Genomic DNA, 23,457 nt, shown 5'->3' with positions numbered 1-23,457 from the left:
GTGAGCAAGCCGTTCTCCAACGTGAACGGCGTTGTCTCGACGAGGAAATCGCGCGGGATCTCGTAGGACTGCAGATCGGCGGATCGCGCAACGTCCTGCAGCGACTCGCTGAGCGCTGCCTTGAGCGCCTCGCCGTCGTATCGGTCGAGCGCATCCGCGGTGGGCACGATGACGGCCAGCAGGTATGAGCGAGCGCTGTTGCCGTAGACGTAGATCTGCAGTCCTACGAGATCCCGCGCGATTTCCTCGTCGAGACAACGCCGTTCACGTTGGAGAACGGCTTGCTCACCGGTATCCGCAAGCTCGCACGGCCGAAACTCAAGGAGCGGTACGGCGAACGGCTGGAACAGCTTTACTCCGAGCTCGCCGACGGCCAGGCGCAGGAACTGCGCGAGCTACGCCTGCACGGTGCCGACCGCCCCGTCGCCGAAACCGTCAGCCGCGCCGCCGGCGCCCTGCTCGGCGCATCGGCAGCCGACCTGCAGCCCGGCGCACACTTCACCGACCTCGGTGGAGACTCGTTGTCGGCGTTGACTTTCGGCAATCTGCTGACCGAGATCTTCGACGTCGAGGTGCCGGTGGGGGTCATCGTCAGCCCGGCCAACGACCTGGCTGCGGTGGCCGCCTACATCGAAGCTGCCCGGCAACCCGGCAGCAAGCGGCCGACGTTCGCATCGGTGCACGGTCGCGACGCGGTCGAGGCACACGCCGGCGACCTGACCCTGGACAAGTTCATCGACCAGGCCACGCTCGAGGCCGCGTCGGCGTTGCCCGGCCCGAGCCCCGAGGTGCGCACCGTACTGCTTACCGGCGCAACCGGATTCCTGGGCCGATACCTCGCACTGGACTGGCTCGAGCGGATGTCGCTTGTCGGCGGCAAGGTCATCTGCCTGGTGCGGGCCAAGGACGACGGCGCCGCGCGTGACCGGCTGGATCGGACGTTCGATTCGGGCGACCCCGAACTGCTCGGGCACTTCCGTGCGTTGGCGGCAGATCACCTCGAGGTCCTCGCCGGCGACAAAGGCGAAGCGGACCTAGGCTTGGATCGGCAGACCTGGCAGCGGCTGGCCGACACCGTCGACCTGATCGTCGACCCCGCCGCGTTGGTGAACCATGTGCTGCCCTACAGCCAGCTGTTCGGCCCCAACGTCGTCGGCACCGCTGAGCTGATCCGGCTGGCGATCACCACGAAGATCAAGCCGTTCGTGTACGTCTCGACGATCGGGGTGGGAGCGGGCATCACGCCTGGGCAGTTCACCGAGGACGGCGACATCCGGGTGATCAGCGCGACCCGCTCGGTCGACGACAGCTACGCCAACGGCTACGCGAACAGCAAGTGGGCCGGAGAGGTCTTGCTGCGCGAAGCACACGACCTGTGCGGCCTGCCCGCGTCGGTGTTCCGCTGCGACATGATCCTCGCCGACACCACCTACGCCGGCCAGCTCAACCTGCCCGACATGTTCACCCGGTTGATGCTCAGCCTGGTGGCCACCGGGATCGCGCCGCATTCGCTTTATGAACTCGACGCCGACGGCAACCGGCAACGGGCCCACTACGACGGGCTGCCGGTCGAGTTCATCGCCGAAGCGATCTCGACGCTGGGGGTGCAGGTGGGCCGCGATCCGGGTCTCGGTTTCGAGACCTACCACGTGATGAACCCGTACGACGACGGCATCGGCCTCGACGAGTACACCGATTGGTTGATCGAGGCCGGATACCGGGTCGAGCGCGTCGGGGACTACGCCACCTGGCTGAGCCGGTTCGCCACCGCGGTCCGCGCACTGCCCGAGCGGCAGCGTCAGGGGTCGCTGCTTCCGCTGCTGCACAACTATCAGCGGCCGGAGGTGCCGATCCGCGGCTCGATCGCACCGACGGATCGCTTCCGCACAGCGGTGCAGGACGCCAAGATCGGTCCGGACAAGGACATCCCGCACGTCACGCGCGAGGTCATCGTCAAGTACGTGACGGATCTGGAGCTGCTGGGTCTGTTGTAGTCGGCGGCCCTACAACGTCGTCGCGAATGCCAGTAGCACAACCGCGATCAGAGGAAAGATCCCCTGGGTCACGGCGGCTCGCGCCTTGTCGGGCGAGGACACCAGCAACACCAGGGCCGCGGCGAGCATGGAGCCGACCCCGGCGAAGATCAGTGCGAGCCCGATGTAGTTGTATCCGACGCTGCCGACTATCAGCCCGGTGAAGGTGATGACGGCGAGAAAGAGGTTGTAGAAGCCCTGGTTGAACGCCAACTCCTTGGTGGCCAGGGCTTCTTCCTCGGTGATGCCGAACGTCGCCCGGGTGCGCGGCGACGTCCATGTCAGCGACTCCATCACCCAGATGTAGACGTGCAGCAGTGCTGCCAGTCCGGCGAAGAACAACCCCACGAAACCCATCAGGCACCAACACTTTCCACTCGAACCACCGGCGGGACCGCCAGCATCACCAACCCGGTCAACCCGATCCAGGCGATCACGCAGTACGCGGCGGGCACGCCGATCCAGGTGTGCAACAACGCCGGCACGCCGAGCACCGCCAGCACCGCGGACCACTTCGGCAGCACGCCGGTGCGCCAAACCACGTACGCCGTGGCGAATATCAGCGTCGCGGAACCAATATGGCTGTAGTGGTACAGCCACACCGCCAGGCCGAGGAACGGTTGCGAGTAATCCGTGATGCTCACGTCGCCGAACCGCACGATCGCGGCGGCCACCGCGACCTCGGCGGCCAGCCCGGCAGCGGTGAGCGCGAGGAACACCGCACCGCCCAACGCTGCCGTGTACACCGCGCCGGCGGGCCCTGCCGCCGACCGCAACATCGACACGAGCACACCGAGGAACAGCAGGCCGAACAGCACATGCAGCAGCGGCAGCGTGCCGTTCATCGTCAGAAACGTTGCCGCGCTGTCGAAATAGGACTGCACCGCACCGGGATCCTTCGGCGTTTCCGGCGAACCGGCCATATACGCCGGCACGACGACACCGGCACACACAACGCCGAACAATCCACCCAGCCTGATCGTGCCGCTTCCCATTGGTGTCCTCCTCAGTCGAACAGGCCGGCTTGCCCTAGACCACTGGCCCCGCTCGGTGGCGTCATGCCGAGATGCGTCCACGCCTGCGCGGTGGCGACGCGTCCGCGCGGCGTGCGCGCGAGCATCCCGGCCCGCACCAGGAAGGGCTCGCAAACCTCCTCGACGGTGGTCGCCTCCTCCCCGACCGCGACGGCCAATGTCGAGACGCCGACCGGCCCCCCGCCGAAACTCCTTGTGAGCGCAGACAGTACGGCCCGGTCGAGGCGATCCAGCCCGAGCTCGTCGACGTCGTACACCTCCAGCGCCGCCTTGGCAATGTCCCGGGTGATCACCCCGTCTGCCCGCACCTCGGCGTAGTCGCGGACCCGGCGCAGCAGCCGGTTGGCGATGCGCGGCGTGCCGCGCGAGCGTCGCGCGATCTCGGCCCCGGCGTCAGCGCCCAACCCGATGCCGAGAATCCCCGCCGATCGCGCAAGCACCCGCTCCAGCTCGGCGGGCTCGTAGAAGTCCATGTGCGCGGTGAAACCGAAGCGGTCACGCAGCGGGCCCGTCAGCGCGCCGGAGCGGGTCGTCGCACCGACGAGCGTGAAGGGCGCGACCTCGAGCGGAATCGATGTGGCGCCCGGGCCTTTGCCGACGACGACATCGACGCGGAAATCCTCCATCGCGAGGTAGAGCATCTCCTCAGCCGGCCGGGCGATGCGGTGGATCTCGTCGATGAACAAGACGTCGTGCTCGACGAGGTTCGACAGCATTGCGGCCAGGTCGCCCGCGCGTTCCAACGCCGGCCCGGAAGTCACCCGCAGCGACGAGCCGAGTTCGGCCGCGATGATCATCGCCAGCGACGTTTTCCCGAGGCCCGGCGGACCGGACAACAGAATGTGATCCGGTGTTCCGCCGCGGTTCTTGGCGCCCTCGATGACCAGCTGCAACTGCTCCCGCACCCGCGGCTGGCCGATGAACTCGTGCAGCGATCGCGGCCGCAGGCTGGCGTCGATATCGCCCTCGCCGACGGTCAGCGCCGCGGACACCTCCCGGTCCTCCGGTTCGGCATCGTCGGTGAACCGGCTCATTTGTTCCCCAGCATCGACAACGCCGCGCGCAACGCGGCCGACTGTGAGGCCTCCGGATCATTGGCCAGCACCTTGTCGGTGGCCTCTTCGGCCTGCTTGGCCGCAAAACCGAGGCCGACAAGCGCTTCCACGACCGGCCCGCGCACCGAGTGTCCGCCCGCCGCTGCGACGGCGGACGGTGAACTGATGCCGACCTTGTCGCGCAGGCTCAACGCCATCAGCTCTGCGGTCTTCTTGCCTACCTTGGGAATTCGGGTCAGCGCGGTGATGTCGGCGTCACCGATGGCCTGCCGCAGCGTGGGCCCGTCGTACATCGCGAGCGCTCCGAGGGCGATGCTGGGCCCGATCCCCGACACCCCGAGAAGTGTGAGGAACAGGTCGCGCGCGTCGGCGTCGGCGAAGCCGTACAACGTCTGGGAGTCTTCGCGCACGATCATCGCGGTGATCAGGCGCGCCTCGCTGCCGCGCCGCAGCGTCGCCAGTGTCGACGGAGTGGCCATGATCTTGTAGCCGACCCCTGCCGCTTCGATCACGACGTGGTCCAGCGCAATGTCGAGCACCTCACCGCGCACGGATGCGATCATCGTGCCGCCTTCGCTTTCGCCTTCAGTGTGGCCTTGTACTTGCGTTGATGTTCGGCGGCCAACGCCTGGGCCGCTGCCATCCGCGCGATCATTGGAGCCCGCCAGCAATGGCAGATCGCCAGCGCCAGCGCGTCGGCCGCGTCAGCCGGCGTCGGCTTGGTCTGCAGCGCAAGGATTCTGGTCACCATCGCGGTGACCTGGGCCTTATCGGCGTTGCCGTTGCCGGTGACCGCCGCCTTGACCTCGCTCGGAGTGTGGAAATGCACGTCGATGTCCCGCCTGGCCGCGGCCAGCGCAATGACACCACCGGCTTGCGCGGTGCCCATCACCGTCGAGACGTTCTGCTGGGAGAACACCCGCTCGATCGCGATCACGTCCGGTTTGTGCGTATCCATCCAGTATTCGACGGTGTCGCTGATGACCAGCAGCCGTCGGTGTAGCGGATCACCGGACGGCGTACGGACCACGTCGACGTCGAGCGCGATGACCTGCCGGCCCTTACCGCCTTCGATGACGGACAGCCCGCAGCGCGTCAACCCGGGATCGACTCCCATCACCCGCACGGCATGCCCTTCTGTGAACACTTGTTCGAGAGCTTAGCCGCCCGCCGGACAGTGCACGGCAATGACACGCCCGGCGAAGACCGCCTGTGTCGCGTCCCACTGCCGCCCGCAATTGTGCTTGTGAGACGGCCGAGTTCACCGCTGACGACGCGCTCGCGATGTGACGGCGGCCGGTATCGCCACTACGGTCGCGAAGAGCCCTGCCCCCGACCTCTGGAGCTGATTTTCATCCCTATGCCGGACGAGACCGAACTGGAGACCGCCACCAACATCGCCGTCACCCTGGCGTGGGCCGCAGGAGCGGTGGCCGCCGTGTACCTCCTCGGAGTCGCCGTGACCTGGCTGCTCACGCGGGTCAGCAGGCGCAGCGACCTGATCAGAGACATCGAAGTGCTCACCCGCAAGCCGGTACGGGTGCTGCTGATGGTCCTCGCGGCGACGTTCGCGGTGCGACGGACATCGGATACCGCCGACTCGTGGCGCGGATGGGTCGATCACTGGCTGCTGATCCTGATGATCGCCTCGATCACCTGGCTGCTCACCGGTCTCGTCCGCGTCGCCGAACGGCGGATGATCGCCCGCTACGGCGGCGGTGGCGAGGAGATCTCCGACGCCGACCGGTTGTGGCGGAGGGTCCGGACCCAGGTCACGGTGCTGCGCCGGCTCGCGATCGCGATCGTCGTCATCCTGGGCGCCGCCGCGATCCTGATGACGTTCCCGTCGTTCTCCGACATCGGCACCACGGTGTTCGCCTCCGCCGGCGTGCTGTCGGTGGTCGCCGGCCTGGCGGCGCAGACCTCACTAGGCGCGGTCTTCGCGGGCATGCAGATCGCATTCTCGGGCGCGATCCGTGTCGGCGACATCGTGCAGCTCGAAAACGGCCAGTGGTGGGGCCGGATCGAGGAGATCACGCTGACCTACGTCGTCGTGCGGCTCTGGGACGAGCGGCGGCTGGTGCTTCCGTCGAGCTACTTCACCACCGAACCGTTCGAGAACTGGACCCGCAGCGCCACCGAGATCATGGGCGCGGTCGAGTTCGACGTCGACTTCTCGGTTCCCTTCAACGACATGCGCGCCGAGCTGGACCGGCTGCTCTCCGAAAGCGACCTCTGGGACGGCCGGCGCGGCGTGCTCCAGGTGACCAACGCCGTCGGCGGCGTGGTGCGGGTGCGCATCGTCGTCAGCGCGCGCAACGCCGGCGCACTGTTCGACCTGCAATGCGCGGTGCGCGAAGGGATGGTCGACTGGGTGCAGCGCACCGGCGGCGTGGTGCCCATCCAGCGCATCGAACCGGCGGCACCCGCCCCGGAAGCGCGGACCGACCGCGAAATCGCCGGGCAGACAAAGCGGGTCGCGGCGGGAATGTTCTCAGGCAGCCCGGAGGCCGAGGAACGCGCCAAGGCGTTCGATCACACCATCGAGTGCGACGACGAACTCGCGCGGTCAAACGGGAGCCACTGAGCCCCGCTAATCCTCGCTGTCGAGCTGCGCCGCGACGTCGTCGGGAATGTCGATGTTGGTGTAGACGTCCTGCACGTCGTCGAGGTCTTCGAGGGCGTCGACCAGCTTCATGATCTTGCGTGCGCCGTCGGCGTCCAGCGGCACCGTGACCGACGGCTCGAAGCCGGCCTCAGCCGACTCGTAGTCGATGCCCGCCTCCTGCAACGCGGTGCGCACCGCAACCAGATCGCTTGGCTCGCAGAGGATTTCGAACGTCTCATCGAGGTCGTTAACATCTTCTGCGCCCGCGTCGAGCACCGCCATCAGCACGTCGTCCTCGGTGAGGCCGTTCTTCTCCAGCGTGATGACGCCCTTGCGGGAGAACAGGTAGGACACCGAACCGGGGTCGGCCATGTTGCCGCCGTTGCGGGTCATCGCGACGCGCACCTCTCCGGCGGCGCGGTTGCGATTGTCGGTGAGGCACTCGATCAGCACCGCGACGCCGTTGGGTCCGTAGCCTTCGTAGGTGATGTTCTGATAGTCGGCGCCGCCGGCTTCCTCGCCGCTGCCCCGCTTGCGGGCGCGCTCGATGTTGTCGTTGGGTACCGAGGACTTCTTGGCCTTCTGGATCGCGTCGTAGAGCGTGGGGTTGCCCGCCGGGTCGCCGCCGCCCACTCGCGCTGCGACCTCGACGTTCTTGATCAATTTGGCGAACATCTTGCCGCGGCGGGCGTCGATGACGGCTTTCTTGTGCTTGGTGGTGGCCCACTTGGAATGGCCGCTCATGCAGGTAGTACCTCTTCCGTGCGCTAATCGTGCGCCAAGTTCGTGCCCGACGAGTCTACGTGGAGGTTTGCGCTCGCCCGAACCGCGCCGGTCCCGCCGCATGCTGGCCTGTTAGCTCTGCCACAGTATTTCTCAGCTATCTTACTCTGGAGTAAGATAGCGTCATGTCCTTCTCGCTTGAGTTGTCGCCCGACCTGATCCACATCCGGGACTGGGTGCACGAGTTCGCTGCCGACGTCATCCGCCCCGCCGCCGCCGAGTGGGACGAACGCGAAGAGACGCCGTGGCCGATCATCCAGGAGGCCGCCAAAGTCGGCCTCTACTCCATGGAGATGATGGCCGAGCAGGCCGCGGAGCCGTCCGGCCTCGGCATGCTGGTGGTCTTCGAGGAGATGTTCTGGGGCGATGCGGGCATTGCGCTCGCCATTCTGGGCACCGGCCTGGCGGCGGCGTCACTGGCGGCCAACGGCACTCCTGAGCAGATGGCCGAATGGCTGCCGCAGATGTTCGGCACCGTCAACGAGCCGAAAGTCGCGTCGTTCTGTTCGTCCGAACCGGGCGCCGGTTCCGACGTCGGCGCCATCCTGACGAAGGCCCGCTACGACGAGGCCAAGGACGAGTGGGTGCTCAACGGCGTGAAGACCTGGGCCACCAACGGTGGTATCGCCGATGTGCACATCGTGGTCGCCTCCGTGTATCCGGAGCTCGGCACCCGTGGGCAGGCGACGTTCATCATCCCGCCGAACACCCCGGGCTTCCGGCAGGGACAGAAGTTCCTCAAGCACGGCATCCGCGCCTCGCACACCGCTGAGGTCGTGCTCGAGGATGTGCGCATCCCCGGCGAGTTGATCGTGGGCGGCAGGGAGAAGTTCGAGGAACGCATCGCGCGGGTGCGCGAAGGCAAGAAGTCCAAGGGCCAAGCGGCGATGGCGACGTTCGAACGCACGCGTCCCACCGTCGGCGCGATGGCGGTCGGGGTGGCCCGCGCGGCCTACGAGTACGCGCTCGACTACGCCTGCCAGCGCGAGCAGTTCGGCAAGAAGATCGGCGAATTCCAAGCCGTCGCATTCAAGTTGGCGGACATGAAGGCCCGCGTCGACGCGGCCCGGCTGCTGGTCTGGCGGGCCGGGTGGATGGCTCGCAACGGCAAGCCGTTCGACAACGCCGAAGGGTCGATGGCCAAGCTGGTCGCCAGCGAGACCGCGGTGTACGTCACCGACGAGGCGATCCAGATCCTCGGCGGCAATGGCTACACCCGCGAGTATCCGGTCGAGCGGATGCACCGCGACGCCAAGATCTTCACGATCTTCGAGGGCACCAGCGAGATCCAGCGCCTGGTGATCGGGCGCACGGTCACGGGCCTCGAGATCCGCTAACTTGCGATTTGTGAGTGAAAACGATCGCTGAGCGAGCGAAATCACTCACAAATCACTCGGTGAGCATGCCGACGAACAGCTTGTGGATGCGGCGATCGCCGGTCATCTCCGGATGAAACGCCGTCGCGAGGCGCCGGCCCTGGCGTACCGCGACGATGTGGCCCGCCGCCGTGCCCAGCACCTCCACCTCGGCACCCACGCGTTCGACCCACGGCGCCCGAATGAACACCGCGTGCACGGCCCCGTCGACACCGGCGAACTCGATGTCGCCTTCGAACGAATCCACTTGGCGGCCAAAAGCGTTGCGCCGGACCGTCATATCGATCCCGTGCAGAGGCGTGGCCTCGCGACCCGCCGCGCCGGCGTCCAGAATCTCCGACGCCAGCAGGATCATCCCCGCGCACGAGCCGTATGCAGGCATCCCCCCGGCCAACCGCGACCGCAGCGGCTCGAGCAGATCGAGTTCACGCAGCAGGTGGCTCATCGTCGTCGACTCCCCACCGGGGATCACCAGCGCGTCGACGGTTTCGAGTTCGCGCCGCCGCCGCACGGTCGACGCCTGCGCACCGGCCTCCCGCAGTGCGGCCAGGTGCTCGCGGGTGTCTCCCTGCAGCGCCAGCACGCCGACGTGCGGAGCGCTCACGGCTGGTAGTCGCGCGTGTAGCGGGTCAGCCCTTCCTGCATCACCGCTGCCACCATCTCGCCGTCCTGGTTGAAGATCTTGCCCTGGCACAGCGAGCGCCCACCCGAGGCGGACGGCGACGACTGGTCGTAGAGCAGCCATTCGTCGGCCCGGAACTGGCGCATGAACCACATCGCGTGGTCCAGCGACGCGACCTGCAGGTGCTTGCGCTCGCGCGGATAGTTGACCTGCGCCGAGCCCAGCAACGTGAGATCGCTCATGTAGGCCAGCGCGCAGATGTGCAGGACCGGGTCGTCAGGCAGCGGGTCGCGGTGACGAAACCACACCTGCTGCTGAGATGCCTTGCCGGGCAACTTCTTCAGCACGTCACGCGGCACGATGCGCACATCCCACTCGTCGAACTGCCGGAAGCTGGCGTCGTCGAACACCTTGCTGACGGATTCGAAATGCGGGATGTCGTCGGGCGGTGCCACCTGCGGCATCGCATCCTGATGCTCGATTCCGCTCTGGTCGGTCTGGAAGGACGCCGACATCGAGAAGATCGTCTCGCCGTGCTGGATGGCGTTGACGCGCCGGGTGACGAAGGACCCGCCGTCACGCAGCCGCTCGACGATGTACACCGTCGGCGCCTTGGCATCTCCCGGCCGGAGGAAGTATCCGTGCAACGAATGCACCTCGAACTGCGGGTCGACCGTGCGCACTGCCGAAACCAGCGACTGCCCCGCCACGTGTCCGCCGAAAGTCCTTTGCAAATACCCGGATTCGGGGCTGAACACGCTGCCGCGGTAGATGTTGACCTCGAGTTGTTCGAGGTCGAGGATCTTCTCGATCGCCATTCGGGTTGGTTACCAGCCTCGTTCGGCGAGCCGGTGCGGGGCTGCGACGTCCTCGACGTTGATACCGACCATGGCTTCGCCCAGCCCGCGCGACACCTTGGCCAGCACATCGGGATCGTCGTAGAAGGTGGTGGCTTTGACGATCGCCGCCGCGCGCGCGGCCGGGTCGCCCGACTTGAAGATGCCCGAGCCGACGAACACGCCTTCGGCGCCGAGTTGCATCATCATCGCCGCGTCGGCCGGCGTCGCGATGCCGCCCGCGGTGAACAGCGTCACCGGCAGCTTGCCGGCCCGAGCCACCTCGACGACGAGATCGTACGGCGCCTGCAATTCCTTTGCAGCAACGTATAACTCGTCTTCCGACAGCGAGGTCAGCCGCCGGATCTCGCCGCCGATCTGGCGCATGTGCGTGGTCGCGTTCGACACGTCGCCGGTGCCGGCCTCGCCCTTGGAGCGGATCATCGCCGCGCCCTCGGTGATGCGCCGCAGCGCTTCGCCCAGGTTGGTCGCACCGCACACGAACGGCACGGTGTACTTCCACTTGTCGATGTGATGGGTGTAGTCGGCGGGGGTCAGCACCTCGGACTCGTCGATGTAGTCCACGCCGAGGCTCTGCAGTATCTGCGCTTCGACGAAGTGCCCGATGCGCACCTTGGCCATGACCGGGATGGTGACCGCGGAGATGATGCCCTCGATGAGATCGGGATCGCTCATCCGGGCGACGCCGCCCTGGCTGCGGATGTCGGCAGGCACGCGTTCGAGCGCCATCACCGCCACCGCGCCGGCACCTTCGGCGATGCGGGCCTGCTCCGGGGTGACGACGTCCATGATCACGCCGCCCTTGAGCATCTCGGCCATGCCGCGCTTCACCCGGGCGGTGCCGGTCTGGGTCACCGACCCATTGGGCACACCCAACCCTTCGGTATTCACTGCTCTCTCCTCCGAATTACTTCTGATCCAGTCTAAGACGCGGTCGCAAACCTATTGATTCCGCAGCTCAGCGGATCGATGAGACCCGTTGCCGCGGCGCGCCCCCGCGGGCGTCGGCGAGACCGTTGGCCTCGTTCAGCAGTTCGCCGAGTTGCAGCGGATAGACGGTTTCGCCGTTGGCGACCAGCTCTCGGATCATTGTCTCATCACACCAGCGATAGCCGTGAATCGTGCGCCGCTCCAGCGCGGTGTGACCGCCGATCGACGGCTCGAACCGGGCAGTGCGGTGCACGAAGAACAGCTCTTCGCTGCGGATCACCGCGCCGTCGAACTCGAACACCGCCTGACGGCGCCACAGCGGGCCGACCAGGTCGGCCGCGGCGACCTGCAACCCGGTTTCCTCGGCGATCTCGCGGACCGCCGCGTCCGCCAAGCGCTCCCCCGGCTCGACCGCTCCGCCGACGGTGAACCACCAGCGCGGTGCGTCGACCAGCGACGGGTCCGAGCCGCAGAACAGCAGCACCGCACCCGCCTCGTCCAGCAGCACCACCCGCGCAGACGTGCGCCAGCTCACCGGCGCCCGACCTCGGGCGCCGTCTCCGGGCGCTCAACGATCTCGAAATACGTTGGCAGCGCGGCGGTTCCACCGAGCCGCAGGATGCGCACCGCCGGTCGCTCGCGCAACGCGAGAGTGTCGCGCACGGCGTCGTTGTGGAAGCGGCGCGCCAGGACCACCCGCGCTTCGGCATCAGCCAGTTCGGCGATCAACGCCTTCGGCAGCGATTCCGGGTCCACGACGGCCAGCGCGGCAGACAGTTCATTTTCGGCGGCCTCACGCGCCGACCGCGGTGCCCGCTCAGCAGCATCGGCCAGCGCGGCCAGCCGGTCGGCGTCCGGTCCGGGGCTGTACGCGTCGACCGCGACCGCGCGGGCAACGACGGCCCGGCGGGCCAACGCGCCGTCGAGCGCCTGCCACGACAGGTCGTAACGCACATGCAGCCGGTCCAGCCGGTTGGCGGTCTGCAACGCCCACGCGCCGATCGCCAGGATCACCACGACGAGCACGACCAGCGCGATCACCACGATCCAGGTGATCACCGGACGCCTCCGGTCGCCTTCCTCGTCCTGGCCTCCCTCGCCGCCTTGCCGCTGCTGCCGCCGTCACCGCCGGCGACCCGCACCTTGGTTCCCGCGCCGGAGACGGTCTCGTACACCCGCATGATCTGCTGCGCCACCACCGACCAGTCGTAGCGCTGCACGGCCTCTGTCGCCGCCTCGATGTAGCGCTCCCGCAGCGCGTCGTCGCCCAGCACGTCGATCAAGCCGTCGGCCAGCGCCGATGCGTCGTCGACCGGGACGAGGCGCCCGGCCACGCCGTCGGCGAGCACGCGGCGGAACGCGTCGAGGTCGCTGGCCACCACCGCGGTGCCCGCCGCCATCGCTTCGACGAGCACGATGCCGAAGCTCTCACCCCCGGTGTGCGGCGCGCAGTACACGTCGGCGCTGCGCATCGCCGACGCCTTCCGGGCGTCGTCGACCTGGCCGAGGAATCGCAGATGCCTCGCCAGCTCACCGGCATCGTCGCGAAGGTCGTCCTCGTCCCCGCGGCCGACGACGAGGACCTCGACGTCGCCGAAGCGCTCGACCACTTTCGGCAGCGCCCGCAGCAGAACGGCCATGCCCTTGCGGGGCTCGTCGTAGCGGCCCAGGAACAGCACGGTCTTGCCGGCGCGCGGATAACCGTCCAGCAGCGGCGCGGACGCGAACGACGCCACGTCGACGCCGTTGGGGATCTCGACCGCGTCGCTGCCCAGTGCCTCCATCTGCCAACGCCGCGCGAGGTCCGACACCGCGATGCGGCCGACGATCTTCTCGTGCATGGGCCGCAGAATCGGCTCGAACACGCTGAGCGTCAACGACTTCGTGGTCGAGGTGTGAAAGGTGGCGACGATCGGGCCCTCGGCGATATTGAGCGCCAGCATCGACAGGCTGGGCGCGTTGGGCTCGTGCAGGTGCAGCACGTCGAAGTCGCCGTCGGCCAGCCACCGCTTGACCATGCGGTGCGTGGCGGGCCCGAACCGCAGCCGCGCGACTGATCCGTTGTACGGGATCGGCACGGCCTTGCCGCCCGAGACGACGTAGTCGGGCAGTGCGGCGTGCGCATCGCGGGACGCGGGCGCGAGCACGCTGACGTCGTGACCGCGGTCGTGCATGACCTCGGCCAGTTGCAGCACGTGCGACTGCACCCCGCCGGGCACGTCGAACGAATACGGGCAGACCATGCCGATCCTCACGGGCCGGCCTCCAGTTTCACGCGCCGCGCCTCGGGCAGGTCGGCCAGCCACTGCGGTTGCATCATGTGCCAGTCGGCCGGGTGTGCGGCGATGTTGCGGGCGAACCGGTCGGCCAGCGCCTGGGTGACGACGGTGACGTCGCCCGACGAGGTGTCGATTTCCGGGTACATCCGCATGCCCCAACCGGCGCGCTCATACCAGCAGTGCACCGGCAGCAGGGCCGCCCCGGTCTCGATCGCGAGCTTGGCCGGACCGGCGGGCATCCGGGTGGGCTCGCCGAAGAAGTCCACCTGAACTCCGTTGCGGCTCAAATCCCGCTCGGCCATCAGGCACACCATCCGGTTGTCGCGCAGCCGCTCGACGAGCACCTCGAACGGCGGCCGTTCGCCCCCGGTCAGCGGGACGACCTCGAAGCCGAGGCCCTCCCGGTAGGCGACGAACCGGTCGTACAGTGACTCGGGTTTGAGTCGTTCGGCGACCGTGGTGAAGGTGCCGTAGTTCTGTACGAGCCAGACGCCGGCCATGTCCCAGTTGCCGCTGTGCGGCAACGCCAGGACCGCGCCGCGGCCCGCGTCCAGCGCGGCCACCATCCGTTCGATTTCCAACACGGCCAGTTCGCGGCCGAGCGCCTCGTGGTCCATCGTCGGCAACCGGAACGCCTCCCGCCAGTATCGGGCGTACGAGGCCAGCGAAGCACGAATCAGCCCGTCCGGCACCTGTTCGGGCGGCACGCCGATCACGCGTGCCAGGTTCTTGCGCAACTGAGCGGGCCCGCCGCCGCGGGCCGCGTAGTGCGCCCCGGCGTCAAAGGCGTTGCGTGCGAAGAACTCCGGCATCGCGCGGACGAGCCGCCACCCGGCGGCGTACCCCCAGTCCGCGACCCTGCCTCCCAACGGGTTGACACCCAGGGCCGGTCCCGAGGGCGCGCTGCTCACGGCTCCTCCCCCTGGCCGGTGGGCTTGGCGATCCGGTCCATCGCGCCCGGCGACGTCCGCACGCTGTGCACCCGCTGCCCCAGCGTGACCAGGCTGGTCACCGCGAGCGCCCACATTGCGATGTGCAGCAACCACACCACCCCGAACAAGCCGGACAGACCAGCCCCGACCAGCACGATGATCAGCCGCTCAGGACGCTCGATCAGCCCGCCCTCCGCGGACAGCCCGCTGGCTTCGGCGCGGGCCTTGATGTACGAGATGACCTGTGACGTCACCAGGCAGATCGCCGTCGCGACCACCAGCGAGGTGCTCTGCAACCCGAATGCGGCCCACCACAGCAGCCCGCAGAAGATGGCGCCGTCGCTGATCCGGTCGCAGGTGGCGTCCAGCACGGCGCCGAATCGCGTGCCGCCGCCGCGTTGCCGGGCCATCGCGCCATCGAGCATGTCGGCGAGCACGAACAACCACACCGCCACCGAACCCCACCAGAGCTGGCCGATCGGGAACAGCGTCAGCGCGCTCAGCACCGAACCCGCGGTGCCCAGGATCGTGATGCTGTCGGGGGTGAACCCGGCCCGCAGGGCGCCCCTGGCGAGCGGCGTGCTGAGCTTCTCGTACGCCGCGCGGGTCATCAGGTAGAAGTTGCTCAGCGCTCCACCCCCCGCACCTCCGGCTGCTTCGCCCATTCGGTCGCCAACAGTTCACGGGTCTCGCGCAGCAACTGCGGAACGACTTTGGAGCCGCCGATGATCGTGATGAAGTTCGCGTCGCCGCTCCAGCGCGGCACCACGTGCATGTGCAGGTGGTCGGCGAGCGAGCCGCCCGCCGACTGGCCGAGGTTGAGCCCGACGTTGAAACCGTGTGGCCGCGACACCGACTTGACCACGCGAATCATCTTCTGGGTGAACGAGATCAGCTCGAAGCTCTCCTCGGGGGTGAGGTCCTCGAGTTCGGACACCCGGCGGTACGGCACGACCATCGAATGCCCCGGGTTGTACGGGTACAGGTTGAGCACTACGTAGACGGATTCGCCGCGCGCGACGACGAGCCCTTCCTCGTCGGGCATCGTGGGGATGTCGGTGAACGGCTGCTCGGACTTCTTCGACCCCGCCCCGCCCTTCATCGGCGACTCGGCGATGTAGCTCATCCGGTGCGGTGTCCACAGCCGTTGCAGGTGGTCGGGATCGCCGGCGCCGCGGTCGACGATGGCCTGCTCCTCGCGTTCCTCGCCGCTGGTCTGCTCTTCGCGCAAGCGCTCATCGCCACTCACTTCGAGATCCCCGCCTCGAGCAGCTCTGCGGTGGGAGCCGCATTGTTACGGCTGGCGACCCAGTCGGTGATCGCGGCGACGGCCTCGTCGCGCGGCACCCCGTTGATCTGGGTGCGGTCACCGAACCGGAAGCTGACCGCGTCGGCCTCCACGTCCCGGTCCCCCGCCAGCAACATGAACGGCACCTTCTGGTTGGTGTGGTTGACGATCTTCTTCGCCATCCGATCGTCACTGGTGTCGACCTCGACCCGGATGCCCTTGCTCTTCAGTTGCGTCGCAAGGTCGTTCAGGTACGGAACGTGGTCGTCGCTGACCGGGATCCCGACCACCTGCACCGGCGCCAGCCACGCCGGGAACGCGCCTGCGTAGTGCTCGGTGAGCACGCCGAAGAACCGCTCGATCGAGCCGAACAACGCGCGGTGGATCAGCACCGGACGCTGTCGGCTGCCGTCGGCGGCGGTGTACTCCAGCTCGAACCGGTCGGGCATGTTGAAGTCCAGCTGGATGGTCGACATCTGCCAGTGGCGTCCCAACGCGTCTTTGACCTGAACCGAGATCTTGGGCCCGTAGAAGGCCGCGCCGCCGGGGTCGGGCACCAACTCGAGGCCCGAGGCCTCGGCGACCTCCCGCAGCGTCTCGGTGGCCTCTTCCCAGTCCTCGTCGGCGCCGACGTACTTCTCCGGGTTCTTGGTCGACAGCTCCAGGTAGTAGTCGTCCAGGCCGTAGTCGGCGAGCAGATCCAGCACGAAGCGCAGCAGCGAGGCCAACTCGTCGCGCATCTGTTCGCGGGTCGTGTAGATGTGCGCGTCGTCCTGGGTCATGCCGCGCACCCGGGTCAGGCCGTGCACGACGCCGGATTTCTCGTAGCGGTACACCGAACCGAATTCGAAGAGCCGCAAAGGCAATTCGCGATAAGACCGTCCCCGTGACCGGAAGATCAGATGGTGCATGGGGCAGTTCATCGGCTTGAGGTAGTAGTCCTGCCCGGGTTTGCGCACCTCGCCGTCGGGACCGAACTCGGCGTCGATGTGCATGGGAGGGAACATGCCGTCGGCGTACCACTCGAGGTGACCCGACGTGATGTAGAGCTGCTCCTTGGTGATGTGCGGAGTGTTGACGAACTCGTAGCCCGCCTCGAGGTGCTTACGCCGCGAGTAGTCCTCCAACTCCAGCCGTACGACGCCGCCCTTGGGGTGGAAAACCGGTAGGCCCGAACCCAATTCGTCGGGGAAGCTGAAGAGGTCGAGTTCGGTGCCGAGTTTGCGGTGATCGCGTCGTAGCGCCTCTTCGATGAGCTCCAGATGCTTGTCGAGGGCTTCCTGCGACTCCCAGGCCGTGCCGTAGATGCGCTGCAGGCTCGCGTTGTTCTGGTCGCCGCGCCAGTACGCCGCCGAACTGCGGGTCAGTTTGAACGCCGGAATGTATTTCGTCGTCGGGATGTGCGGGCCACGGCACAGGTCACCCCACTCGCGTTCGCGGGTACGGGGATTGAGGTTGTCGTAGGCGGTCAGCTCGTCGCCACCGACCTCCATGACGTCCGGATCACCCGACTTGTCATCGACCAACTCGAGCTTGTACGGCTCGTCGGCGAGTTCTTCGCGCGCTTGCTCTTTGGACTCGTAGACGCGCCGGGAGAACAGCTGACCCTCCTTGACGATCTGGCGCATGCGCTTCTCCAGTGCTGCCAAATCCTCGGGTGTGAACGCACGCTCCACGTCGAAGTCGTAGTAGAAGCCGTCGGCGATCGGCGGACCGATGCCGAGTTTGGCTTCGGGGAACAACTCCTGCACGGCCTGCGCCAGCACGTGCGCGGTCGAGTGCCGGATGACACTGCGGCCGTCGTCGGTGTCGGCGGCCACCGGAGTCACCTCGGCGTCGGCGTCCGGTGCCCACGACAAGTCGCGTAGCCGGCCCTCGGTGTCGCGGACGACGACGATCGCGTCCGGTGCCCCGCGGCTGGGCAAGCCTGCCTGCCGCACCGCCTCACCCGCAGTGGTCCCGGCAGCGACCCGGATCGGGGCAGCTGGGACAGGGTTGGCGGCGGCGGTCATCGGTGGCTCTCCAAATCGTCGTCAACAGACTCGAGGACGCGACCATGCTATCGGTGCGGGTCGTCAGTCCCCGATGCCGATCGGACTGTTCAACCACTCGTGTTCCACCCCGACCAGTTCGGCGGACCAGTCGATCGCGCCCAGCAACCACAGCGTCGCCGCCACGATGAGCGCCGTGAGCAGACCGCCGGAGATCTGCACGATGGCGTGCTGACGATGGAACCAGTCCATCGCCTTGTCGTAGCGCTCCTTGGCGTGCGCCAGCAGTCGGCGCGCCCAGTCGAACTCGGTGGCCAGAATGCCCAGGCCGACGAAGACGATCGCCCACCCGGGCCCCGGATATGGGATCGCGATGATTCCCGCGCCGAGCACGATGACGCCGACGACCCCGACGGCGATGCGGTAGACCAAGTCGACGGACCGGCGCTCCCGGATTCCGTCGCGCCAGCGCGCCCAGCGCCGCTTCGCATCGGCGACCTTCACGGCTGGCCCGGCTTGAGTTTGACGAACAAGGCGTGCGCTTCGGCGAGCACTGTGTCGCCATCGAGGAGTCGCCCGGACACGAAGATCTTGCGGCCCTCGATGCGGTCGATGCCCGCGTCCACCTGGAACTGTCGTTCGACGCGTGCGATCTTGCGGTAGTCGATGTGCAGGAACGCGGTGCGCTGCGCCCTGCTGCCGCTGAGTTTGAACGCGGTGAAGCCGAGCAGCGCGTCGAAGAGCATCGCGACCGCGCCCCCGTGGGCCGCGCCGTTACGGCCGAGGTGAAAGCGGCGGAACTCCGCAGTGCCGGCGATTCGCTGGTCGTCGGTCACACGCAGGTCGACGGGGACCGACAAGATGTTGCCGCGGTTCGGCAGGTCCATCCGCCGGCCGGAGGGGGAAGCCCACTCGTCTGCGTAGTACGGCGCGAGCAGCTGCGAGATCTTCTCGATCTGGTCGGCGGCGGCGGTGATCACCTCGTCGGGGGCGTCCGCGGCCCGCGCGTGGTCCTGCAGCGTGCGGACCGCTTCGATGAAGCGCCCATAGTCGGGTCCCCCGCGGTCGGTGGGAACCGGCGGGTTGAAGCCGCCACCGGGTTCGGCTTTGACGTGCTGCTCGGAGCTCACTCGATCACCGTATTGCCTGGCTCGACTCGAAGCCGCTTCGGCGTTGCACTGCGTCGGTGGATGAGAAGGTGACCGGATGAAGCTGAGCGATCTGGCTGCCCTGCCGCTGACCTACCCGGAGGTGGGCGCCACTGCGCGGGCGCTGCCGGACGGGTACCGCCACGTGCACAAGTCGGCCGCCATCGGCCGCGGGCGTCGTCGTTTCGAGGAGGCCGCCGAGAGCGGGATGCGGTGGGGCATGCTGCGCGGCGCCGGTGTGCGTGTCGAAGCGACGACGGAGACCGCACAGGTCGGCTCGGAGGTGCTCGTGCACCTCGGGCCGATTGCCGCGCCGTGCCGGGTCGTCTATGTCGTCGACGAAGCCGACCGGCGTGGGTTCGCCTACGGCACGCTGCCCGGCCACGCCGAATCCGGCGAGGAGCTGTTCCTGGTGACCTTCGACGCGGCATCGGAACAGGTGTCGGCCGTGGTGACGGCGTTCTCCCGGCACGCGACCTGGTGGAGCCGGCTGGGCTCGCCGGTGACGTCACTGGTGCAGCGCGTGGTCACCGAGCGCTATCTACGCGCGCTGTAGTGGTGTCAATGCCGGTTGCGTTCTAGATTGCATCTGAGGCTTTTTGCGTCAGCGATAATTTCCACGGGAACACGAGAACCCAAGATCAACCGCGGCCTTTTTCGCGTAGCCTTGAACGACTCAGAGAAGGACTCCGGATGGTGATGACGAACGAACCCGACGAGCGCGAGGACACCCACCTGCGCATCGCCGAACTGGTGCGCGGGCTCTACACCAGGCCGGACGCGGACACCGTCATCGCCGAGTTGGCCGAACACGCGGCCGTCGAGATCCCGGGCGCGCAGTACGCCGGCATCACCATCACCCGCAAATCCAAGACCGTCGAGACTCCGGCCGCCACGCACCTGTACCCGATGCTGCTCGACAAGATCCAGCAGCAGCACCAGCAGGGCCCGTGCCTGTGTGCGGCGTGGGAGAAGAAGGTCGTCTACATCGCGGACTTGGAGACCGAGGACCGGTTTCCCCTGTATCGGCGCGACGCCCTGGCCGAGACGCCGATCCGGTCGATCATGGCGTTTCAGTTGTTCATCGAGGGCGAGACGATGGGCGCGCTCAACGTCTACTCGGAGCACCCCGACTCATTCAACGATCAGTCGAGAAGCATCGGCCTGGTTTTTGCGGCACATTCTTCGGTGGCCTGGAATGCCGCACGCCGCGACGCGCAGTTCAGGCAAGCCCTGGCCAGCCGCGACACGATCGGCCAGGCGAAGGGCATGCTGATGGAGCGCTACGGCGTCGACGCGGTTCAGGCTTTCGATCTGCTGCGCAAACTCTCGCAGGACTCCAACGTGCCGCTGATCAAGATCGCTACGGAGATCGTGAAGAACTCACATTCCCCAGAGCACAGTTGACCGGGGAGGTCCTCAGCGGGAGACGACTCGAGGAACCTCCGGGTTCGCCGGTTCGACCCGCGGTCGGGGCACCTCGACGCTGTTCTCCTGCACGATGACCGGATCGCCGACCTTGACCGTATTGAAGTACCACTCGGCGTCTTCGGGGCTGAGGCTGATGCAGCCGTGGCTGACGTTCTCATATCCCAGCGCGTTGACCGCCCACGGTGCCGAATGCACGAAGATGCCACGTTGGGTGATCCGGACGGCCCACTCGACGTCGAGCAGGTAGCCGTCTTCGGCGCTGACGGGGATGCCGACGCTGCTCGAATCCATCATCACGTCGCGTTCCTTGCTCAACACGGCGAAAGTGCCGACGGGCGTTGGATATTCGGGCCTGCCCATCGAAGCCGGAAAAACTCCGGGCTTGCCGAAGTTCGGCCGGTGGTGCGGCGCGGGCAGGGTTGACGGCGGTCCGGCGTCGACGCCGTCGATGGTGACCGTGAAGGTGTGTTCGGCGATGTTGGCAACGCCGACCACCGCGGGCCCCGTGGCGATGTTCGTCTTCATGCCGCCGACGGAAAGCGCAATTGTGCTGTGCGCAGGCCAGAATCGGTCGGGCACCCACTGGACGGTCTTGTTGTCGAGCCACTCGAAGGTGCCCGTCATCGCGGGGTCGGAGCTGATGTCGAGGAGCCGCTCGGTAGCCCGCTGGTCAACGACGGGTGCCGCGAAGTTCACCACGACGGGGTGCGCAACGCCGACCATCTGGCCTTGCTCCGGAAGTATGGAGGCGATGGCGCTTCTCAGGGACTGGTTGGCCGCTGCCGCGCTTTCTTCGGCCGGCCCGGCCACCACACTGGTAGCGACGACGACGGCGGCAAGAACACACCGAAATACCGCACGCAAATCCGCTGCCTCCCTTGAAATTACAACGATGTCAATAATGGTATGGGCCGCCGGACGAATTAAGGTCAAGAGCGCGAAGGCAATTCGGTAAAGTCTCCGTCACGGTTCGGCCACACGACGCGAATTTGGTTGTTCACAAACGGATTTGGCCCGGCGACGGCCATGGTCGCCGGGCCATTCCCATCAGAGAACCGTTTAACTCGCGGGGCCAGGCCGCGTCGGCTGACCCGGCACGGGCGCTCCCGGGGGAAGCGGCCCCACCGCGTCACCCTTGCCGGCCAATCCGCCCATCTCCGTGATCGGGGCGCCCGCCGCCACCGGAGCGCCGGCCGCGATCGGAGCACCCGCGACGGGCGGGACGATGGGCGGTGCGATGGGCGGCACCAGGGGCGGCGGGACCACCGGCGGCGCGAGCGGCGGAGGCACCACCGGCGGCGCGACGGGCGGCGGGCCAGGGAACGCCATCGGCACGCCGGACATGTCAGTGACCGGAGCGCACGCCGCTCCTGCTGCCGGCGCCCCGGCTGCCGGTGCCCCCGCTGGCGCCTGCCCAGCCGACGTATGGACACATTCGTAGCCACCGGCCTGTGCGGCCGGACTCAACGCGATGGCTACCCCGCACAATCCGCCCCCGACGAGTGCGGCGATGTTGACTCGATCAAAGATCGTCATCGACGTCGATCCCTTCATTTCACGCTCGTTATCCGTTCAACTGAGGCAGCACCCATGCATGCCGTAGTCAGGTCGCGCCTATACGACCGCGTTAATATCAACAGCCGACCGTCCGACACGCACCACGCCGCACCGCAGCGTTTCCAAACGGTGACCGGTTCGGCATGGGATGGCCGCATTCGCGGTCGGCGCCGGTTGCGATACCGCTGTGACCTGGGGGTCCGTGGCGCGCCGCCGTTGCCCCAAGGTCACAATCGGTGCTGCCGCCGCCTGATGCATTCAAGACATGGATCGGGTTTCGGGGCGCTTGACCACGGGCATCACTGTCGCGACAGGTCAGGACAAGTCAGAGGTTGGTATGTGATGACAGTGGAATCGAGACCTACCCCGGACGCGTCGATCGGCGAATTGATGAGTCAGCTGTCGACGCAGACGTCGCGGCTGATCCGCGATGAAATGCGGTTGGCGCAGAAGGAATTTCAAGAGTCGGCGAAGCACGCCGGGATCGGCGCGGGCTTGTTCAGCATCGCCGGGTTGTTCGCTTTCTTCGGGGCGGCGACGTTGATCGCCGCGGCCGTGGCGGCGCTTGCCCTCGTGCTCGACGTGTGGGCAGCGGCGCTGATCGTCGCCGCGGTGCTGTTCGTCATCGCCGGCGTCACCGCGCTCATGGGGCGTAAGCAGGCACAAGAGGTCACGCCGGCGGCCCCGAAGACCGTGGAGACGGTGAAGGCCGACATCCAAGAACTGAAGGACGCCCGCTCATGACCGCACCGAACCCTCGCCCCGAGCCAGGCCCGGAGGCGGGCGTCGACGACATTCAGGCCGACATCGAGCAGACCCGTAGCGAGCTCGGCGAAACGGTCGAAGCGCTGCAGGCCAAACTCGATGTGAAACAGCGCGCTAAAGACAAGGTAGACGAAACCAAGGAACGCGTCGTCGAGAAGGCGGACACGCTCCGGCACACGGCCACCGACAATCCGAGTCGGGCGGTGCCAGTGGCGGCGGCCATAGCCGTACTGGCCTTGCTCGGCATCGTTGTGTGGCGCCGTCGCCGCTAGGCGGCTCTACTACTCTGCGGGCCCGAATCGGAACCGGCGGCCGGTGACCCGTCGCGGCAGCACGCGAACGTAGTGCTGTTTGACGGTCGTGGTCCAGGACAGCAGTTGCGCGCGCTCCGCCTCGGCTATGTCGTCGTCGTCGCGCACCGAACGGGCGACGCCGCGGACGATCACGCTCCAACCTCCGGCGGTGGTGTGGTCGTCGGCTTCGAAGACGACCTCATGGTTGATCGCCGTGCTGACCAGCTTGGTGCCCTCGGCGGTGCGGAACAACAGGGTTTTGCGCTGGACGACGAAGTTGATGGGAAAGATCTCGGCGTGGCCGTCGACGCTCGTGACGAGCCGGCCCAGCGACACGCTGCCCAGCAGATTCCAGCATTCGCTCTCGGGCAGGATCGCGACGGGTTGGCTCGCTTCAGACATTGCGGATCCCGGAAGTCATGATCCGAGTCTAGGGAGACGAGCAGCCGCGGCGCGCACTCGGCGCTGGTGATCG

Annotated in this window: 25 protein-coding genes and 2 pseudogenes; 7 read left to right on the top strand and 20 right to left on the bottom strand. The window is 67.3% G+C overall.

From position 1 onward, the window contains the following. Window positions 1-197: 197 nt before the first annotated feature. Window positions 198-1,994 (top strand): annotated as a pseudogene (locus tag A5663_RS19985) (thioester reductase domain-containing protein); the annotation flags it as partial. A gap of 9 nt (window positions 1,995-2,003) precedes the next feature. Here A5663_RS19985 and A5663_RS19980 read toward each other — a convergent pair. Genes A5663_RS19980 through ruvC form a run of 5 tightly spaced genes read right to left on the bottom strand, consistent with a single transcriptional unit; the run spans window position 2,004 to window position 5,248 of the window. Continuing rightward, window positions 2,004-2,390, bottom strand: a complete 387-nt coding sequence (locus A5663_RS19980) for a DUF1304 domain-containing protein (RefSeq protein WP_068153189.1) — start codon at window positions 2,388-2,390, stop codon at window positions 2,004-2,006. Next, the gene (locus tag A5663_RS19975) at window positions 2,390-3,028 is read right to left on the bottom strand and encodes a hypothetical protein (protein ID WP_068153186.1); all 639 of its coding nucleotides are present in this window, start codon (window positions 3,026-3,028) and stop codon (window positions 2,390-2,392) included. Before A5663_RS19975 ends, A5663_RS19980 begins: the two co-directional genes overlap by 1 nt. A gap of 11 nt (window positions 3,029-3,039) precedes the next feature. Next, window positions 3,040-4,101 carry a Holliday junction branch migration DNA helicase RuvB gene (ruvB, locus tag A5663_RS19970; RefSeq protein WP_068153183.1) on the bottom strand — a complete coding sequence of 354 codons (1,062 nt, stop codon included), beginning with the start codon at window positions 4,099-4,101 and terminating at the stop codon, window positions 3,040-3,042. Further along, window positions 4,098-4,685 (bottom strand): Holliday junction branch migration protein RuvA, encoded by a 588-nt coding sequence (ruvA, locus tag A5663_RS19965; protein ID WP_068153180.1) that lies wholly within the window; start codon window positions 4,683-4,685, stop codon window positions 4,098-4,100. The genes ruvB and ruvA overlap by 4 nt, the downstream gene beginning before the upstream one ends. Continuing rightward, on the bottom strand, window positions 4,682-5,248 hold the full coding sequence (gene ruvC / locus A5663_RS19960) for a crossover junction endodeoxyribonuclease RuvC (RefSeq protein ID WP_068153211.1): 567 nt from the start codon (window positions 5,246-5,248) through the stop codon (window positions 4,682-4,684). Before ruvC ends, ruvA begins: the two co-directional genes overlap by 4 nt. 234 nt (window positions 5,249-5,482) lie before the next feature. On the opposite strand from ruvC, the gene A5663_RS19955 reads away from it, so the two are divergent. After that, on the top strand, window positions 5,483-6,709 hold the full coding sequence (locus tag A5663_RS19955) for a mechanosensitive ion channel family protein (RefSeq protein WP_068153176.1): 1,227 nt from the start codon (window positions 5,483-5,485) through the stop codon (window positions 6,707-6,709). Window positions 6,710-6,715: 6 nt separating this feature from the next. Here A5663_RS19955 and A5663_RS19950 read toward each other — a convergent pair whose 3' ends face one another. After that, window positions 6,716-7,474 carry a YebC/PmpR family DNA-binding transcriptional regulator gene (locus A5663_RS19950; protein ID WP_068153172.1) on the bottom strand — a complete coding sequence of 253 codons (759 nt, stop codon included), beginning with the start codon at window positions 7,472-7,474 and terminating at the stop codon, window positions 6,716-6,718. A 164-nt stretch (window positions 7,475-7,638) separates the two neighbouring features. Between A5663_RS19950 and A5663_RS19945 the strand changes: the two genes are divergently transcribed. Next, window positions 7,639-8,850, top strand: a complete 1,212-nt coding sequence (locus A5663_RS19945) for an acyl-CoA dehydrogenase family protein (RefSeq protein WP_068153170.1) — start codon at window positions 7,639-7,641, stop codon at window positions 8,848-8,850. 52 nt (window positions 8,851-8,902) lie between these two features. On the opposite strand, the gene pdxT is transcribed toward A5663_RS19945, so the two are convergent. The 11 genes and pseudogenes from pdxT to A5663_RS19890 form a co-directional block, all read right to left on the bottom strand. Next, window positions 8,903-9,493, bottom strand: a complete 591-nt coding sequence (gene pdxT / locus A5663_RS19940; protein WP_068153168.1) for a pyridoxal 5'-phosphate synthase glutaminase subunit PdxT — start codon at window positions 9,491-9,493, stop codon at window positions 8,903-8,905. Continuing rightward, entirely contained in the window at window positions 9,490-10,329 is an 840-nt protein-coding gene (gene tesB, locus A5663_RS19935; protein ID WP_068153165.1) for an acyl-CoA thioesterase II, read from the bottom strand. The genes pdxT and tesB overlap by 4 nt, the downstream gene beginning before the upstream one ends. A 9-nt stretch (window positions 10,330-10,338) precedes the next feature. Next, window positions 10,339-11,238, bottom strand: a complete 900-nt coding sequence (gene pdxS / locus A5663_RS19930) for a pyridoxal 5'-phosphate synthase lyase subunit PdxS (protein ID WP_304443160.1) — start codon at window positions 11,236-11,238, stop codon at window positions 10,339-10,341. 88 nt (window positions 11,239-11,326) lie between these two features. Then, window positions 11,327-12,357: pseudogene (locus tag A5663_RS19925) on the bottom strand (NUDIX domain-containing protein). Beyond that, complete coding sequence (locus A5663_RS19920) at window positions 12,354-13,553, bottom strand: glycosyltransferase family 4 protein (protein ID WP_068153159.1); 1,200 nt, start codon at window positions 13,551-13,553, stop codon at window positions 12,354-12,356. Before A5663_RS19920 ends, A5663_RS19925 begins: the two are co-directional and overlap by 4 nt. Beyond that, window positions 13,550-14,488, bottom strand: coding sequence for a phosphatidylinositol mannoside acyltransferase (locus tag A5663_RS19915; protein ID WP_082974262.1), 939 nt, complete (start codon window positions 14,486-14,488; stop codon window positions 13,550-13,552). Before A5663_RS19915 ends, A5663_RS19920 begins: the two co-directional genes overlap by 4 nt. Continuing rightward, window positions 14,485-15,138: a phosphatidylinositol phosphate synthase gene (pgsA, locus tag A5663_RS19910; RefSeq protein ID WP_068153204.1), complete on the bottom strand. Its 654-nt coding sequence runs from the start codon at window positions 15,136-15,138 to the stop codon at window positions 14,485-14,487. Before pgsA ends, A5663_RS19915 begins: the two co-directional genes overlap by 4 nt. Further along, window positions 15,135-15,740, bottom strand: a complete 606-nt coding sequence (locus A5663_RS19905) for an HIT domain-containing protein (RefSeq protein WP_231976844.1) — start codon at window positions 15,738-15,740, stop codon at window positions 15,135-15,137. The genes pgsA and A5663_RS19905 overlap by 4 nt, the downstream gene beginning before the upstream one ends. A 14-nt stretch (window positions 15,741-15,754) precedes the next feature. Next, the gene (thrS, locus tag A5663_RS19900) at window positions 15,755-17,809 is read right to left on the bottom strand and encodes a threonine--tRNA ligase (protein ID WP_068153151.1); all 2,055 of its coding nucleotides are present in this window, start codon (window positions 17,807-17,809) and stop codon (window positions 15,755-15,757) included. 63 nt (window positions 17,810-17,872) lie between these two features. Further along, window positions 17,873-18,292 (bottom strand): TIGR02611 family protein, encoded by a 420-nt coding sequence (locus A5663_RS19895; protein WP_068153148.1) that lies wholly within the window; start codon window positions 18,290-18,292, stop codon window positions 17,873-17,875. Next, window positions 18,289-18,918 carry a PaaI family thioesterase gene (locus A5663_RS19890; protein WP_068153145.1) on the bottom strand — a complete coding sequence of 210 codons (630 nt, stop codon included), beginning with the start codon at window positions 18,916-18,918 and terminating at the stop codon, window positions 18,289-18,291. Before A5663_RS19890 ends, A5663_RS19895 begins: the two co-directional genes overlap by 4 nt. 76 nt (window positions 18,919-18,994) lie before the next feature. Between A5663_RS19890 and A5663_RS19885 the strand changes: the two genes are divergently transcribed. Further along, window positions 18,995-19,492 carry a DUF1990 family protein gene (locus A5663_RS19885; protein ID WP_068153140.1) on the top strand — a complete coding sequence of 166 codons (498 nt, stop codon included), beginning with the start codon at window positions 18,995-18,997 and terminating at the stop codon, window positions 19,490-19,492. 137 nt (window positions 19,493-19,629) lie between these two features. After that, the gene (locus A5663_RS19880; RefSeq protein ID WP_068153138.1) at window positions 19,630-20,343 is read left to right on the top strand and encodes a GAF and ANTAR domain-containing protein; all 714 of its coding nucleotides are present in this window, start codon (window positions 19,630-19,632) and stop codon (window positions 20,341-20,343) included. Window positions 20,344-20,355: 12 nt separating this feature from the next. On the opposite strand, the gene A5663_RS19875 is transcribed toward A5663_RS19880, so the two are convergent. Further along, complete coding sequence (locus A5663_RS19875) at window positions 20,356-21,231, bottom strand: L,D-transpeptidase family protein (RefSeq protein ID WP_068153135.1); 876 nt, start codon at window positions 21,229-21,231, stop codon at window positions 20,356-20,358. A 195-nt stretch (window positions 21,232-21,426) separates the two neighbouring features. After that, entirely contained in the window at window positions 21,427-21,903 is a 477-nt protein-coding gene (locus tag A5663_RS19870) for a hypothetical protein (RefSeq protein ID WP_068153200.1), read from the bottom strand. Between the two features lie 363 nt (window positions 21,904-22,266). Between A5663_RS19870 and A5663_RS19865 the strand changes: the two genes are divergently transcribed. Together A5663_RS19865 and A5663_RS19860 are read left to right on the top strand one after the other, a co-directional pair. Next, window positions 22,267-22,668 (top strand): phage holin family protein, encoded by a 402-nt coding sequence (locus A5663_RS19865; protein ID WP_197503471.1) that lies wholly within the window; start codon window positions 22,267-22,269, stop codon window positions 22,666-22,668. Beyond that, window positions 22,665-22,961: a DUF3618 domain-containing protein gene (locus A5663_RS19860; protein ID WP_068153130.1), complete on the top strand. Its 297-nt coding sequence runs from the start codon at window positions 22,665-22,667 to the stop codon at window positions 22,959-22,961. Before A5663_RS19865 ends, A5663_RS19860 begins: the two co-directional genes overlap by 4 nt. Window positions 22,962-22,970: 9 nt before the next feature. Here A5663_RS19860 and A5663_RS19855 read toward each other — a convergent pair whose 3' ends face one another. Continuing rightward, complete coding sequence (locus tag A5663_RS19855) at window positions 22,971-23,384, bottom strand: pyridoxamine 5'-phosphate oxidase family protein (protein WP_068153126.1); 414 nt, start codon at window positions 23,382-23,384, stop codon at window positions 22,971-22,973. Window positions 23,385-23,457: the final 73 nt, after the last annotated feature.

The sequence above is a fragment of the Mycobacterium sp. E740 genome (assembly GCF_001672895.1).
In the GTDB taxonomy this organism is placed as follows: Bacteria; Actinomycetota; Actinomycetes; order Mycobacteriales; family Mycobacteriaceae; genus Mycobacterium.
The sequence above is the reverse complement of the archived record's forward strand: the minus strand, read 5'-3'. Positions and strand labels throughout refer to the sequence as shown.

Coding starts and splice junctions, on each gene's coding strand:
- A5663_RS19980 (WP_068153189.1), bottom strand. CDS start 2,390: ATGGGTTTCGTGGGGTTGTTCTTCGCCGGACTGGCAGCACTGCTGCAC.
- A5663_RS19975 (WP_068153186.1), bottom strand. CDS start 3,028: ATGGGAAGCGGCACGATCAGGCTGGGTGGATTGTTCGGCGTTGTGTGT.
- ruvB (WP_068153183.1), bottom strand. CDS start 4,101: ATGAGCCGGTTCACCGACGATGCCGAACCGGAGGACCGGGAGGTGTCC.
- ruvA (WP_068153180.1), bottom strand. CDS start 4,685: ATGATCGCATCCGTGCGCGGTGAGGTGCTCGACATTGCGCTGGACCAC.
- A5663_RS19955 (WP_068153176.1), top strand. CDS start 5,483: ATGCCGGACGAGACCGAACTGGAGACCGCCACCAACATCGCCGTCACC.
- A5663_RS19950 (WP_068153172.1), bottom strand. CDS start 7,474: ATGAGCGGCCATTCCAAGTGGGCCACCACCAAGCACAAGAAAGCCGTC.
- A5663_RS19945 (WP_068153170.1), top strand. CDS start 7,639: ATGTCCTTCTCGCTTGAGTTGTCGCCCGACCTGATCCACATCCGGGAC.
- tesB (WP_068153165.1), bottom strand. CDS start 10,329: ATGGCGATCGAGAAGATCCTCGACCTCGAACAACTCGAGGTCAACATC.
- thrS (WP_068153151.1), bottom strand. CDS start 17,809: ATGACCGCCGCCGCCAACCCTGTCCCAGCTGCCCCGATCCGGGTCGCT.
- A5663_RS19885 (WP_068153140.1), top strand. CDS start 18,995: ATGAAGCTGAGCGATCTGGCTGCCCTGCCGCTGACCTACCCGGAGGTG.
- A5663_RS19880 (WP_068153138.1), top strand. CDS start 19,630: ATGGTGATGACGAACGAACCCGACGAGCGCGAGGACACCCACCTGCGC.
- A5663_RS19870 (WP_068153200.1), bottom strand. CDS start 21,903: ATGACGATCTTTGATCGAGTCAACATCGCCGCACTCGTCGGGGGCGGA.
- A5663_RS19865 (WP_197503471.1), top strand. CDS start 22,267: ATGACAGTGGAATCGAGACCTACCCCGGACGCGTCGATCGGCGAATTG.
- A5663_RS19860 (WP_068153130.1), top strand. CDS start 22,665: ATGACCGCACCGAACCCTCGCCCCGAGCCAGGCCCGGAGGCGGGCGTC.
- A5663_RS19855 (WP_068153126.1), bottom strand. CDS start 23,384: ATGTCTGAAGCGAGCCAACCCGTCGCGATCCTGCCCGAGAGCGAATGC.